The organism is Algibacter sp. L3A6 (assembly GCF_009796825.1).
Taxonomy (GTDB): Bacteria; Bacteroidota; Bacteroidia; order Flavobacteriales; family Flavobacteriaceae; genus Algibacter.
In genome coordinates this window covers 1,458,757-1,473,252 of sequence record NZ_CP047030.1, presented here as the reverse complement: position 1 = coordinate 1,473,252, position 14,496 = coordinate 1,458,757, and the positions used below count along the sequence as shown (strand labels likewise).

13 protein-coding genes are annotated in these 14,496 nt (G+C 34.7%); 6 read left to right on the top strand and 7 right to left on the bottom strand.

Going from position 1 to position 14,496, the window contains the following annotated elements; translation table 11 throughout:
- Positions 1 to 56: 56 nt before the first annotated feature.
- On the bottom strand, positions 57 to 1,751 hold the full coding sequence (gene recJ, locus GQR98_RS06170) for a single-stranded-DNA-specific exonuclease RecJ (RefSeq protein ID WP_159018742.1): 1,695 nt from the start codon (positions 1,749 to 1,751) through the stop codon (positions 57 to 59).
- A gap of 149 nt (positions 1,752 to 1,900) precedes the next feature.
- Positions 1,901 to 2,323, bottom strand: coding sequence for an OsmC family protein (locus tag GQR98_RS06165; RefSeq protein ID WP_159018741.1), 423 nt, complete (start codon positions 2,321 to 2,323; stop codon positions 1,901 to 1,903).
- A gap of 162 nt (positions 2,324 to 2,485) precedes the next feature.
- On the opposite strand from GQR98_RS06165, the gene GQR98_RS06160 reads away from it, so the two are divergent.
- Positions 2,486 to 5,617, top strand: coding sequence for a SusC/RagA family TonB-linked outer membrane protein (locus GQR98_RS06160; RefSeq protein WP_159018740.1), 3,132 nt, complete (start codon positions 2,486 to 2,488; stop codon positions 5,615 to 5,617).
- Positions 5,618 to 5,628: 11 nt separating this feature from the next.
- On the top strand, positions 5,629 to 7,110 hold the full coding sequence (locus GQR98_RS06155) for a SusD/RagB family nutrient-binding outer membrane lipoprotein (protein WP_159018739.1): 1,482 nt from the start codon (positions 5,629 to 5,631) through the stop codon (positions 7,108 to 7,110).
- Between the two features lie 61 nt (positions 7,111 to 7,171).
- Here the strand turns inward: GQR98_RS06155 and GQR98_RS06150 are convergent, their stop codons facing one another.
- The 5 genes from GQR98_RS06150 to GQR98_RS06130 are packed head-to-tail and all read right to left on the bottom strand — an operon-like array spanning position 7,172 to position 11,031.
- Positions 7,172 to 8,224 (bottom strand): aminotransferase class I/II-fold pyridoxal phosphate-dependent enzyme, encoded by a 1,053-nt coding sequence (locus GQR98_RS06150; protein WP_159018738.1) that lies wholly within the window; start codon positions 8,222 to 8,224, stop codon positions 7,172 to 7,174.
- Positions 8,224 to 9,234 carry a dipeptide epimerase gene (locus tag GQR98_RS06145; RefSeq protein ID WP_159018737.1) on the bottom strand — a complete coding sequence of 337 codons (1,011 nt, stop codon included), beginning with the start codon at positions 9,232 to 9,234 and terminating at the stop codon, positions 8,224 to 8,226. The genes GQR98_RS06150 and GQR98_RS06145 overlap by 1 nt, the downstream gene beginning before the upstream one ends.
- 30 nt (positions 9,235 to 9,264) lie before the next feature.
- Positions 9,265 to 9,609 carry a HopJ type III effector protein gene (locus GQR98_RS06140; protein ID WP_159018736.1) on the bottom strand — a complete coding sequence of 115 codons (345 nt, stop codon included), beginning with the start codon at positions 9,607 to 9,609 and terminating at the stop codon, positions 9,265 to 9,267.
- Positions 9,610 to 9,613: 4 nt separating this feature from the next.
- Positions 9,614 to 10,288 carry a 16S rRNA (cytidine(1402)-2'-O)-methyltransferase gene (rsmI, locus tag GQR98_RS06135; protein ID WP_159018735.1) on the bottom strand — a complete coding sequence of 225 codons (675 nt, stop codon included), beginning with the start codon at positions 10,286 to 10,288 and terminating at the stop codon, positions 9,614 to 9,616.
- Positions 10,288 to 11,031: a hypothetical protein gene (locus GQR98_RS06130; RefSeq protein ID WP_159018734.1), complete on the bottom strand. Its 744-nt coding sequence runs from the start codon at positions 11,029 to 11,031 to the stop codon at positions 10,288 to 10,290. Before GQR98_RS06130 ends, rsmI begins: the two co-directional genes overlap by 1 nt.
- Positions 11,032 to 11,128: 97 nt before the next feature.
- Here GQR98_RS06130 and GQR98_RS06125 point away from each other — a divergent pair, with 97 nt between their 5' ends.
- The 4 genes from GQR98_RS06125 to GQR98_RS06110 all read left to right on the top strand — a co-directional run bounded on the left by GQR98_RS06125 (position 11,129) and on the right by GQR98_RS06110 (position 14,496).
- Positions 11,129 to 11,776, top strand: coding sequence for a thymidine kinase (locus tag GQR98_RS06125; protein WP_159018733.1), 648 nt, complete (start codon positions 11,129 to 11,131; stop codon positions 11,774 to 11,776).
- Entirely contained in the window at positions 11,769 to 12,878 is a 1,110-nt protein-coding gene (gene alr, locus GQR98_RS06120; protein WP_159018732.1) for an alanine racemase, read from the top strand. The genes GQR98_RS06125 and alr overlap by 8 nt, the downstream gene beginning before the upstream one ends.
- Before the next feature lie 85 nt (positions 12,879 to 12,963).
- Positions 12,964 to 13,371 carry a large conductance mechanosensitive channel protein MscL gene (mscL, locus tag GQR98_RS06115; RefSeq protein ID WP_159018731.1) on the top strand — a complete coding sequence of 136 codons (408 nt, stop codon included), beginning with the start codon at positions 12,964 to 12,966 and terminating at the stop codon, positions 13,369 to 13,371.
- Between the two features lie 135 nt (positions 13,372 to 13,506).
- Complete coding sequence (locus tag GQR98_RS06110) at positions 13,507 to 14,496, top strand: aspartate-semialdehyde dehydrogenase (RefSeq protein ID WP_159018730.1); 990 nt, start codon at positions 13,507 to 13,509, stop codon at positions 14,494 to 14,496.

The following is a 14,496-nucleotide window of genomic DNA, read 5'->3' as shown; positions in this document are numbered from 1 at the left end:
TCCTGCGAAGACAGGAGTTTTAGTTTTAACTTGCAATAATAGTAACTATTAAGGTTTTAAGCCTTAATATCACGTATTTTCATTTGTAAGCTTATATTACCTTGCCATTCGTTTTCGTCTATAGAATAAACAGCTTTAAATGGCTTGCCGTTTGAAATAATTTCAAACTTATCTGCCATACTAAAACCAATACCAACAACATTTATAGATGTGCCGGCTTGCGTAGCTGTTAATCTTAAATGAGTTTGATCTGCACCAACTGGTTTTCCGTAGCCTGTATCAATTAGGTTTTCGGTTAAAAAAACAGGTGTCATATTACTGGGGCCGTAAGGAGCAAATTGTTTTAAAATTCTATTAAATTTAGGCGTAATGTTGTCTAAATCTATTTCTAAATCTATTTTTATTTCGGGTGTAAGTAAGTTTCTATCTATAGTTTTAGAAACCTTGTCTTCAAAAGCTTGTTTAAAGGCTTCGTAGTTTTCTTCTTTTAATGTTAATCCTGCCGCGTATTTGTGTCCGCCAAATTGTTCAATATGTTCGGCGCAAGCTTCCAAGGCATTGTAAACATCAAAACCTTTTACCGAACGTGCCGAAGCTGCTAAAAACTCACCACTTTTAGTGAAAACCAAAGTTGGTCTATGGTAGGTTTCGGTTAATCTAGAAGCTACAATACCAATAACGCCTTTATGCCAATCTTTATCGTAAACAACTGTGGTTAGGCGGTCTTGTTCTTTATTTTTTTCAATTTGGACAAGTGCTTCTTCTGTTATTCTTTTATCTGTTTCGCGACGCTCAAGATTGTAATCGTTAATTTCTGCGGCATATTTAGTCGCTAACTCATCATCTTCCTCGGTTAATAAGGTTACCGCATAATTACCATGTTTCATACGGCCAGCAGCATTGATACGTGGTGCTACAATAAATACAACATCGGTTATGGTTAGTTCTGTTTTTTCTACTTGCGCTAAAATGGCTTTAATTCCTGGTCGAGGATTGGTGTTAATAACTTGTAAACCAAAATAAGCAAGAACACGGTTTTCACCATCTATAGGAACAATATCTGCTCCAATAGCCGTGGCTACTAAATCTAAATATTCGGTTAAATCTTCGGCTGTTTTTCCTTCTTTTGATGCTAAAGCTTCAATAAGTTTAAAGCCTACACCACAGCCACAAAGTTCTTTATATGGATAGTTGCAGTCTTCTCGTTTTGGATCTAAAACGGCTGCTGCATCTGGAATTTTAGCACCTGGTCGGTGGTGGTCGCAGATAATAAAATCTATACCCAATTCTTTGGCGTGTGCCACTTTATCTATGGCTTTAATGCCGCAATCTAAAGCAACTATTAAAGTGAAATTATTTTCTAGTGCAAAGTTTATTCCTTTATAGGATACGCCATAACCTTCATCATACCTGTTTGGGATATACGTGTAAACCAAATTATGTATTGATTTAAGGTAGGTAGACATAAGCGCCACAGAGCTCGTGCCATCTACATCGTAATCACCATAAACCAAAATGTTTTCGTTGTTCGCAATTGCTTTTTCTATACGTGCCACAGCTTTGTCCATATCTTTCATTAAGAATGGATCGTGTAAATCTGTTAAGCTAGGGCGGAAAAAAGTTTTTGCTTCTTCAAAAGTTTTAATACCACGTTGCAAAAGTAATGTTGCTGTGGTAGCGTCTACATTTAATGCTTTCTGCAAAGCTTCAGTTTCTGCTGCCTGTGGTTTTTCTTTTAATGTCCAACGCATTTTGTGTTTCTTTAAGAGGTTTCAAATGTAATTAAAACTTTATACTTTAAAGGGCTTCGTATAAAATACTAACAATTATAGAACCGTATAGCTTATGTAATTTAACTTAGTACTAGCGATTTTTATTGCGTTTATTATACTTGAAAATATTATTTTGAATGAAAGTGTGTTTCGATGGTTAATTCTGAAAATTGACGGAACATTTCCATAACACCACAATACTTTTCAATAGATAAATCGACTGCTTTTTGAAGCTTTTTTTCGTTTAAGTTATTGCCGTAAAAATGAAAGCGCATAGCAACTTTATCGTAATATTTTGGGTGCTCTTCGGTTAGGTTGGCTTCGGTTTCTATTTTAAAATCGTCGACCTCTAATTTCATTTTTTTAATTAAGGATGCTACATCTAACCCAGAGCAACCTGCTAAGCCAGATAACATTAATGCTTTTGGACGGTAACCTTCGCTTTTTCCGCCGTTTTCTTCACCTGCATCTATAAAAAGATTGTGTCCTGATGGGTTTGTGCTTTCAAATCTCATTTCGCCTAACCAGGTTGTAGTAACTAAATTTTTCATTTTTCTTAATTTGTTTGCTCAAAAATAGTATAAATAAAGCTATTTCGCATATTAATGTTGATTATTGAATTTTCATCAAAAAGGAATAAAAAACAAGGATATATCACACTTTACTTTGTTTTTTGGTTAAATTTATCATAACTAATTCAAATCAATTTTAATATGAGAAAAAAAACTACTCTAAATTTTCTTTTTTTCTTCGCAACCACTTTTTCATTATTATTTTCTCAAAATTATAATGTTAAAGGAGTAGTGACTGATGCTTCAGGCATGTCGTTACCGGGTGTGAATATAAAAATTAAAGGAACAAATTCGGGAGCATCAACAAATTTTGATGGACTCTACAATTTAAAAGCAACTCATGGCGATATTCTAGTATTTTCGTTTTTAGGTTTTACAACAAAAGAAGCCGCGGTAACAGGCGAGAAACTCGATGTTACATTAACGGAAGACGCTGGTAACTTGGATGAAGTGGTAATTACTGCTTTTGGTGTGGTTAAAAAACAAAAGTCTTTAGGATATTCTGTTACACAAGTTGATGCTGAAGATGTGAACTTAGTAGGGCAAACTAATGCTTTAGAAGCATTACAAGGTCAAGTTGCGGGTGTGCAAATTAGTAGAACTTCTGGTTCTGCTGGTGGTGGTGTAGATATTTTAATTAGAGGAATAACTTCCGTTAATCCGTCTAGAGATAATCAACCCTTAATAATCGTTGATGGTTTGGCTTTAAATAATGAAACCTTTTCTGGTGAAGTTAGGCCAAGTACAGGGTCTAATTCTGCTAGCAGTTCTGAACAGTTTGCATTTTCTAATCGTGCAGGAGATATAAACCCTCAAGATATAGAGAGTTATAGTGTTTTGAAGGGTGCTGCTGCAACTGCACTTTATGGTGTTAGAGCTTCTAATGGTGCTATTATTATTACAACGAAGAAAGGGAAATTAGGGAAGGCTAAGGTTAATTTTACAGCTTCTACAACTTTTAGAAGTATTGTGAAAACTCCAGATGATCAAACAGAATATAGAGAAGGTTTTTCTAATCTTCCAAGAACTTTATATACTCCAGAAACCGAAACGGGTTTTACAAGGCTAGGTGGTACATCTTTTTATTCTTGGGGACCAAAGTTTAGTGATGATTCTGCTACATTAACCGATGGTACTGTGGTGGATTTAACAGGTGATGCTTATTACAGTCCATATGATTTATTTAAAACAGGAGTAAACACTCAGTTAAACCTTAGTGTTAGTGGAGCAACAGATGTTATGAATTATTTCTTTTCTATGGGAAATAGTAGTGACGAAGGTATTTTACCAAATACAAATTACGACAAAACTAATTTTAGGTTTAAAGCAGGTTATGATGTCTCGGATAAATTTAAAATTAACACATCTGTTTCTTATTCAAACTCTGGAGGTAGTCGTGCTAACGGCGGTGATAAATCGGTAATGAGTGCTTTGTCTTATTATTCGGGTACATTTCCTATAAACGATTATCAAAACAAAGATGGCTCAGAACGTGATTATTCTTTTGGAGTTATTGATAATCCAAGGTATTTAATGGAAACAAGCAGTCTTGTTGATGATGTTAATCGCTGGATTGGAAATGCAACATTTAATTGGGCTCCTAAAGAATGGATGAATGTAACGTATTCTGCTCAGGTTGATAATTATTCAGACAGGCGAAATCGTTATGTTGGACCAGATTTAGATGGAGGTTCACAAGTGGGAGGATTTGTTTTAAATCAAAACATAAATTTCACAGGTTTAGAGTCTAACCTTTTGGTTGCTTTAAATAAAGATTGGTCAGATGATTTTACAACAGATTTAACTCTAGGTCATCAGGTTTCTGATACCAAAAGAATTTATGATGAAGCTCGAGGAGAAGGTTTAAATATTGCAGGTATTAATGAAATTGGAAACACAACTAACTTTTTTATAAGTAATAGTGTCGTGCAATTACGTAATACAGGTGTATTTGGAGAATTAAAAATGGCTTATAAAGATAAGTTGTTTTTAACTTTAACAGGAAGAAACGATTGGTTGTCTACTTTACCTAAAGAGAATAGATCTTTCTTTTATCCGTCGGCAAGTTTAGCTTATGATATCTCTAGTCTTTTTGGTGAGAGTGATGTTTTTTCTTTCGGGAAACTAAGAGCTTCTTGGGCAGAAGTAGGAAAAGGTCCTGGATTTGGACAGGTTGGCCAATATTTTGTGGTAGACGGAGATTTTCCTTTTGGAGGTGTTGGTGGTTATAGAAGAAGCACTGCACTTGGTGATTTGGATATTATTCCCGAAAAAAATCAATCTACAGAGATAGGAGCAGATTTACGTTTTTTTAATAATCGTATTCGTTTAGATTACGCTTATTTTAAAACAAGGGTTTCTGATCAAATATTTAATGTTGGTACAGCTTATTCTTCAGGCTTATCTTATATCACCAGAAATGCAGGAGATTATGAGGTTTATGGTCATGAGTTTTTGTTAAGTGCAGATATTATTAAAAATGAGGATTTTAGATGGAATATGATTCTAAACTGGTCTACAAGTGAGGGAAATGTACTTGATATTCCTGATGATATTGAATCTATCATTTTTGCCGATTCTGGTTTTGCAGGAGTCACTTCAGAAATTAGAGAAGGAGATAAAATGGGTAATCTTTATGGTTACAAATGGCGTTATGAAGATGGTGAACGTTATATAGCCTCAAACGGTTTACCTGTTATCGATTTAGATGAACGTGTTATTGTTGGTAATGCATTTCCAGACTTTATATCATCTGTAAATAATAGTTTTACTTATAAAGGTTTCGGATTTAAATTTGTGTTAGAATATAAAAAAGGAGGAGATCTTTACGATTCTGGAATACGTAATTCCATTAGAAATGGTGTTAGAGGTTTGACTGCCTTCCGTAATGTAGATACCGTTTTAGATGGCGTTATGGACGATGGAAGTGGTGGTTATACAACAAACACGATTGAAACTTATATTGATCAAGATTATTATAGAAGTTCCACGGTTTACAATAGAGCTTCAGAAGTTTTAGTGCAAGATGCTTCTTGGGTTAAGCTTAGAAATATTGGTTTTTCTTATGATTTTGCAGATTCAGTAACACAAAAGCTAAAATTAAATAGACTTAGCTTTAATGTTAGCGCAAGTAATATTCTTGTATGGACACCTTTCGAAGGTTTCGATCCAGAAGGAAATCAATACAGCGCCGGAAGTAATGTTTATGGATTTACAGGCTTAAGTGTCCCGTTAAGTCAGAGTTATTCATTTGGACTTAATGTTGAATTTTAAAAAAAGGAATTATGAGAAAATTTAATATAAAAACTATAATATTATCACTTTTTGTAGCCTCGTTGTTTGGGTGTAGTGATGATTATTTTGATGTAAATACACCATCTAACACAGCATCTTTAGATGAGTTAGGTATGAAGGATTTAATGGCGCCCGTTATCCATAGCACCATGGAGGGGCAACGTTCTGCAGAATTGTCTTTTGGTAATTATACGCAGTACTTTGTATCTACAGGTGGTGGTGCAGCAGGAGAAACTTCTGTAAGTGGGTTATGGTCTCAGGTTTACCTTTATATTTTACCTAATTTAAAGGTTATTAAAGAAAAATCTGTCGAAAACAATGCACCTCATATTGGTGCTATTTCCGATATTTTAATTGCTATTAATTTAGGTATTGCTACAGATAGTTGGGATGATATTCCTTATTCTAAAGCCACAGAAGGTCCAGATTCAAACTTTCCTGCTTTCGATACGCAAGAAGAGATATACACAGAAATTTTTGATTTATTGGATGGAGCTATAACAGCGCTGCAAGGAGCTGATAATTCTGGTTTTACCTTAGGGGCTTCTGATTTAATCTATGGTGGTAATACCGATTTTTGGTTAAGAGCGGCTTACACAATTAAAGCGCGTTACCAATTACACTTAGTCGGTAAAGCAGGCATAACAGCTAACGATGTACTAACAACTATTTCAAATGGATTTACATCTAACGATGATAATTTTGAGATGTTCTACAGTGATACAAACATAAACCCATGGTATTCAGAAGAAATTTTATCTCGATTAACAGGGAATTTAAGCAAAGATATTGCTAGTCAAATTGTAAGCTCAATGAATGGAGATTATTACCCATTTACTGGTACGTTAGAAATAGACCCAAGATTGCCGCTTTTTGCAGAAATAGACGATACCGAAACCGAGTATAAAGGTTATGTTAGTGGAGGCGCAGGAGTTTCTCCAGACGGAACCGATGCAAATACTGGTTTTGCAACCGATGGCTATTATACAAGTATAGATTCTCCTTTACTTTTAATAAGTTATGCAGAAGCTATGTTTATTAAAGCAGAAGCTGCGTTTTTAGTTGGTGGAGGGACAACAACAAGTGTTGGTGCAGACGCCACAGCTTATGCAGCTTATATTGAAGGTGTTGCTGCTAGTTTTGAGATGTTTGATGTTGATGGTGCTGATTATTTAGCCGATGGAGCAATAGCTGTTGGAGAAGCGGGTTTAGCATTACACCATATTATGAAAGAGAAATACATTAATAATTTTTTAAACCCAGAAACATTTGTTGATTTTAGAAGGTATGATTTCTCAGAAGATGTGTTTACTGGTTTAACAATTAGATCTGAAGAAGATAGTGAAGATAGTGACTATTTTGGGGAATGGTTTCGAAGAGCTAATTATCCAACAACTGAATTAAATAGAAATGAAGATAATGTATTAGCGAATCAAGAAACTCCTGTTACACCTGTTTGGTGGGATGAATAGTTTTGGCTATTACTCAATATTTTAAGTTTTATAAAAGGGGTGGCTATACAGTCATCCTTTTTTATTTATACCCATTCAAAACCTCACAAAGTCTGCTAATATCTTCTTCTGTATGGGCTGCACTAATTACAATTCTACTCATTATAGGTGATGTTTCATCGGGATACCTAAAACTAGTTACTATAATGTTATTATTTTCGAGATGTTTATTTAATTGTTCATTAGAAAAGCTAAAAGCAGGATGTGTTTTCATCCACTTAAACCTTTCAAGATTTTCTATATTGTTTATAAAATAATCGATATTATATTTTAGCATTTTTCGTTTCGCATTATAGATGTTTTCTGCGCTAACTATAGTTGCTAAATTAGCTGGAGCAGCAGGACTAGAACCTCCAAAAAATGCCGTGCTTTCTAATTTGTTAATTCTGTACTTAGATCCAAAAATAGCACCAGCTTGAATTCCGAAACCTTTCCCTAAAGAGCAGCAAACTATAAGTTCTTTTGGGTTTAATGTCTCAATAGTTTTAAATACGCCACCACCATTTTCACCAGTAATACCGATGCCATGAGAATCGTCTACCACCAAAATAGTATTAGAAAGTGGTAACGATTTTAAACCTTCAAAATCAGGAAAATTTGTACCATAAAAATCTACAGCATCTAAAAAAACAACAGGGGTTTCTTCTGTTTGGTTTGCTAAATGAAAACTTAAAATGGCTTTTAGCTCTCTATAAGACGGGGTTGATTTATTTTCTGTAATTGATAAATTTAATGCGGCATGTGTATTTGGAGCATAAAAAAAACTGTGCTTTTCAGTGTTTAAACTTTGAGCAATAAGTTGTCCGGCTAAATACCCGGAAGACATGCTAACACAAGCTTCACTGCCAACTAATTTAGATAAATAAGCTTCCGTTTCGTCATATATATTTAGGCGTACATTAGATTTTCGAGACGCACCATAATTTGTTCCATGTTTTCTAATGTTTTCAATAAATATATTTTGAAAATCCACATCGGTTTGTAACCCCAAATAAGAGGTGCCACCAAAATAAAGGTAGTTTTTATCTTCAGTGGAAATGTGGTTAGAGGGAAAGGAATCTAAATTATAAACCATTATTTTAAAGTTACGCCACTGCCCCCTAGAGTTGGGAAAGTAACACTGGCGTCTTCTTTAATAATAACGCCATTTGCAATATCTTCTTTAAGTAGAAGCGCGCCATCCATATCAACATAATCGAGTTGAGGTATAAGTTGGGCAATAGCCGAAATACCAACAGTAGATTCCGTCATGCAACCCACCATAACCTTTACGCCCATGGCTTTACCTTTTTTAATCATGCGCAAAGCAGGTGTTAAACCGCCGCATTTCGTTAGTTTTATATTTATACCGCTAAAGTGTGTTCCGCAGGCTTCAACGTCATTTTCAACAATGCAACTCTCGTCTGCAATAACAGGTAAAACGCAATGTTTCATTACTTTTTTCATACCTTCCCAATCATCAGCTTTTAATGGTTGCTCTAAAAACTCAACACCTAATTCCTTTAAAAGCGGTGCGTTTTTAATAGTTTCATCTGCCGTCCAAGCACAATTAGCATCAATTCTAAAAATAGCATCACTTTCTTCTCTTAATGCTTTTACAATGTTAACATCGTCGTTGGTGCCAAGTTTTATTTTATAGATAGGCCAGGGCATTTCTTTCATTTTGGCTACCATTTTATCAATACTAGCAATACCAATAGTATAGTTGGTTGTTGGATATGTTTCTAAAGTTGTTCCCCAAATATCGTAAAGAGATTTGCCTTTTAGTTTGCCGTATAAATCGTGAGCAGCCAAATCTAAAGCGCAAATAGCGAAATTGGTTAAGCCTTTTTCAACTAAGAATGCATGAAAAGCTTCTGGTGTTGTAAAGTTGAAGTTTTCGATTTCAGCTGAAATCGCGTTAATTTCTGCCATCATGCTTTCAACAGTAATGTTGTAATATGGGTTAGATGTTGCTTCACCATAGCCTGTTTTTCCGTTTAGGGTAAGGCAAGCAATTAAGCTAGGTTGAATGTCGTGAGACTCTCTAGAAATGGTGAATGTATGTTTAAGTTTTAGGTTGTAAGCCTTTAATTGTATTTGCATTTATGAGTTTTTATCGAGAGTGGAGACCTATTATTTTTCGGTTAATGCGTTGCCTTCAAAAGCTAATCCGTCAAAACCGGTTTTCATGAAGTTTCTAATGTTTTGGTGTCCGTCTCCGTTAGGATCTTTTAATACATCTTCAAAATAGTATTGACCAAAACAAGCAAGAGTTTCTTCTTTTGTAAAACCTTCGTTTTTGGCAAAGGCAAATAATTTACAAGAGCCAGAGTTTTCACCTGCAGCATTTGCTAATTCACCATTTGTAAAAGCGGTTGGTGTAAAATTGTATTTTGCTTCAAGAGTGTTTATGGTATCTGAAAAAGCAATGGTTTCCGGTGTGTTTTTTAATGTACTTTTAAATAAATCTAATGTCATTTTTTTATTTCTTTTTTCCTCCAACAATAATTACAATTTCACCTTTTGGTGGCTTGTTGGTATAATGTTCTAATACTTGTTTTGCGGTACCACGAATAGTTTCCTCGTATAGTTTTGTAAGTTCTCGAGAGACAGAAACCTCTCGGTCTTTTCCAAAATACTCACAAAAATGTCCTAACGTCTTAATTAATTTATGCGGACTTTCGTAAAATATCATGGTCCGAGTTTCTTCAGCTAAAAGTAGTAAACGTGTTTGGCGCCCTTTTTTTACTGGTAAAAACCCTTCGAATATAAATTTATCATTGGGTAGTCCAGAATTTACTAATGCAGGAACAAATGCTGTGGCACCCGGTAGGCAATCTACTTCAATACCGTTTTCAATACAAGCGCGAGATAATAGAAAGCCGGGATCGGAAATAGCAGGTGTTCCGGCATCGCTAATTAAAGCTACGGTTGTTCCACTTTTTAATTTCTGAATAATATTCTCAACCGTTTTATGCTCGTTATGCATATGGTGGCTTTGCATGTGGGTCGAAATTTCAAAATGCTTTAAGAGTTTTCCTGAGGTTCGGGTATCTTCTGCTAAAATTAAATCGACATCTTTTAAAACCTCAACAGCTCTAAAGGTGATGTCTTTTAAGTTGCCAATAGGTGTTGGTACTATATAAAGTTTACTCATTATTCAAATTTAGCTTCAATAATTTCCATAAAGCGGGTTTCAAATTCCTCTTTACCGTTCCAGTTATTATAGTCTGGTTTTACCATAGTTTCAATAAAATCCTTGGCATTATTGAAAGAAAGAAAGGTGTTTAATTGGGAAATAACGCGATCGTAATCTTCATTTTGACCATCAAATAAATGTTTAATGAAGGCTATTTTATCATTTAAACCTATTTTTAAACCACCAGATTTAAGTTTATCGTTAAGCGATTTTTTATCATTTAAAACAGCGTTTTCATTTTTCTTTACAGGTTCAAAAATAGGCGTTTCTTCAAAGCCTAGAGTTAGGTCTTCTAAGTTATGTTTTATAATAGGTGTTTTAGGTTCTGCTTTTTCAAACAAATCGTCTACTTGTTGTGTTTCATGCGGCATTTGCGCTACCATGTCTTTAATAGTTTCCATTAAAGGCTCGGTAATGGGCTCGTTTTGGTTATCTTCTAAATTGGTGTAAATCGTGTCGTCATGCTCAATATTATCACTAATTTTATTGTTAAAGGCCGTGTCGAGCATGCTAAAAAACGACGAGTCGTTACCTATACTCGGGATATTATCTTCAAAATTTTCCTGAGCAAACTTTAAAACCGATAGCTTTTCAAACAACTCTTTTGCTTCGGTATGCATTTTAATTACATCTTCTTTACCTTTCAGTTTCAGAATTCTATGAGCTATACTTACAAGTTCAGATTCTAATTTCTTCTTCATTGTTTATAAATTTAAAATTTAAAGGTATTAAGGCGTTTGATTTTTAATAAATTTGCGTCACCTTTATACAAACCAATTTTAGTGTTAAAATTACGAAATGTTTCTTGAAAATACGGTAAATCATAAAGAACAATTTGGATGGATTGAAGTCATATGCGGCTCGATGTTTTCGGGAAAAACCGAAGAACTCATCCGTAGACTTAAACGTGCACAGTTCGCAAGGCAACGCGTTGAGATTTTTAAACCAGCCTTAGATACGCGTTACGACGAGGAAATGGTTGTGTCTCACGACTCTAACGAAATTCGTTCTACACCTGTTCCAGCAGCAGCAAACATCCCTATTTTGGCCGATGGTTGTGATGTGGTTGGTATAGATGAAGCTCAGTTTTTCGATGATGAAATTGTTCGTGTTTGTAACGATTTGGCTAACAAAGGCGTTCGTGTAATTGTTGCCGGATTGGATATGGATTTTAAAGGGAATCCCTTTGGGCCTATGCCAAACTTAATGGCAACAGCCGATTATGTTACTAAAGTTCACGCTGTTTGTACCCGCACAGGGAATTTAGCTCAATACAGTTACCGTAAAGCGAAAAGCGATAGTTTGGTGCTTTTAGGTGAAGTGGAAGAGTACGAACCTTTAAGCAGAGCAGCTTATTACAAAGCTATGGAGCGCGATAAAGTGCGCAATATGCAAGTGAAAGATGAAGAGGAGGTTGAATCTAAAACAAAAGATTCCGATGCTTAAAGCAAGAGAAACTGTGCTTGAAATCGATTTAAAAAAACTAAAACATAATTTTGAGTATTTAAAATCGAGACTTAATAACGATACGCTATTTTTAGCCGTTGTTAAAGCGTTTGCTTATGGTAATGAAGCTTCTAAAATCGCAAATTATTTAGAAACTATTGGGGCCGATTATTTTGCTGTAGCTTATATAGATGAAGGTGTGGCATTACGAAAAGCAGGGATAACAAAGCCTATTTTGGTACTGCATCCGCAAACGGTAAATTTCAAAGTTTTACTAGAAAATAATTTAGAACCTAGTATTTACAATTTAAAAATACTTAAAGAATTTATTGAAATCGCTTCCGCGGAAAAAAAACAAAACTATCCTATTCACGTCAAGTTTAATACGGGTTTAAATAGATTAGGGTTTTGGCAAGGCGATGTAGAAACTATTCATAATACTATAGGTGAAACCAAAGTTATTCATGTAAAATCTATCTTTTCGCATTTAGCGGCTAGTGAAGATTTGGAAGAGAAAGCGTTCACGCTAAATCAAATAGAAGCTTTTAAAGATATTGCCACTAATTTTGAAGACATGTTTGGCTACAAGCCTATGCTTCATATTTGTAATACTTCAGGAATTTTAAATTATCCAGAAGCGCAGTTTAATATGGTACGTAGCGGTATAGGCTTATACGGTTTTGGAAATTCCGAAGAAGAAAATGTAAACTTTGAACCTATTGCAACCTTAAAAACAGTGATTTCGCAAACCCATGAATTAAAAAAAGGCGAAACAGTTGGTTATAATCGAGCGTTTAAAAGCGAATCGGTTTTAAAAACCGCAACCTTACCTATTGGTCATGCCGATGGTATTGGTAGAATTTATGGAAACGGGAAAGGTTTTGTTACTATAAACAATAAAAAAGCACCCATAATTGGTAATGTTTGTATGGACATGATTATGGTAGATATTACCGATATAGATTGTAGTGAGGGTGATGAGGTTATTGTTTTTGATGCTAATTCTACGGCAGAAACCTTAGCGCAAACGGCAAACACTATTTCTTATGAGCTGATTACGAGTATCTCACAGCGCGTAAAGCGAGAAATTATCTCAGGTTAAATATTTTGTTTCAATTTATTTTGTGACTTTTTAACTATATTGTGGTCTAAATAATTATTAACCAAGAATTATAAAATTTAAAATTATGCTTAAAGAATTTAAAGAGTTTATTACAGGTGGCAACGTTATAGAGTTTGCTGTAGCAGTTATCATGGCAGGAGCTATTGGTGGTGTTGTAAAAGGTTTTGTTGACAATATCGTTATGCCGGTAGTTGGTCACTTTACAGGTGGAACCGATTTTGCTAACATGAAAATTGTATTAACAGAAGCTGCAGTTAATGCTGAAGGTGCTGTAACTACTGCAGAAAATGCAATTATGTATGGTGCTTGGATTAACACTATTGTTAATTTAGTTATTGTAGGTCTTGTAATGTTCTTGATTGTAAAAGCATATAATAAAACTAAAAAGCCAGTAGAGGTTAAAGAAGAAGCTCCTGCAGGACCATCTCAAGAAGATTTACTTGCTGAAATTAGAGATTTACTTAAAAAATAACAAAATGTTAATTATATAACAAGCTGTTATTTGTTGTTAAAAAGCCCTCATTTTTCGTAAATGAGGGCTTTTTTTAGATTTTAGAATAGAATTAATACTTAGTTTTGCTAACAGAAATTTAATAAACAAAAAATTATGAAAATAGCAGTTGTAGGTGCTACTGGAATGGTAGGCGAGGTGATGCTAAAGGTTTTAGAAGAACGTAACTTTCCTGTTACTGAATTATTATTAGTAGCTTCAGAGCGTTCTGTTGGAAAAAAATTAACTTTCAAGAATAAAGAATATACCGTTATTGGTTTAGCCGATGCTGTTGCCGCAAAACCACATATCGCAATTTTTTCTGCAGGTGGTGATACATCGGTAGAATGGGCTCCAAAATTTGCTGCAGCTGGTACAACGGTAGTCGATAATTCTTCTGCATGGAGAATGGATCCAACTAAAAAATTAGTGGTTCCAGAAATTAATGCAAGCGAATTAACAAAAGAAGATAAAATTATAGCAAACCCTAACTGTTCTACCATACAAATGGTAATGGCTTTGGCGCCGCTACATGCAAAATATAAAATGAAACGTGTTGTTGTTTCAACTTACCAATCGGTTTCTGGTACAGGTGTAAAAGCTGTAAAACAACTAGAAAATGAAATTGCTGGTATTGAAGGCGAAATGGCCTATCCTTACCCGATTGGTAGAAACGCATTACCACATTGTGATGTGTTTTTAGAAAACGGATACACCAAAGAAGAAATGAAATTGGCTCGTGAGCCACAAAAAATATTTAATGATCGTACATTTTCTGTAACAGCTACAGCTGTTCGTATTCCTACTGCTGGTGGGCATTCAGAATCTGTTAACGTTGAGTTTGAAAATGATTTCGATTTAGCTGACGTTCGCAAAATGTTAAGCGAAACATCGGGTATTGTACTTCAAGATGATCCTTCTACAAACAGTTATCCAATGCCAATTTTTGCACATGATAAAGATGAGGTTTTTGTTGGAAGACTTAGAAGAGATGAAACACAACCTAACACTTTAAATATGTGGATTGTTGCCGATAACTTACGTAAAGGAGCTGCAACAAACACCGTGCAAATTGCTGAATATTTAGTAGCAAATAACTTAGTATAA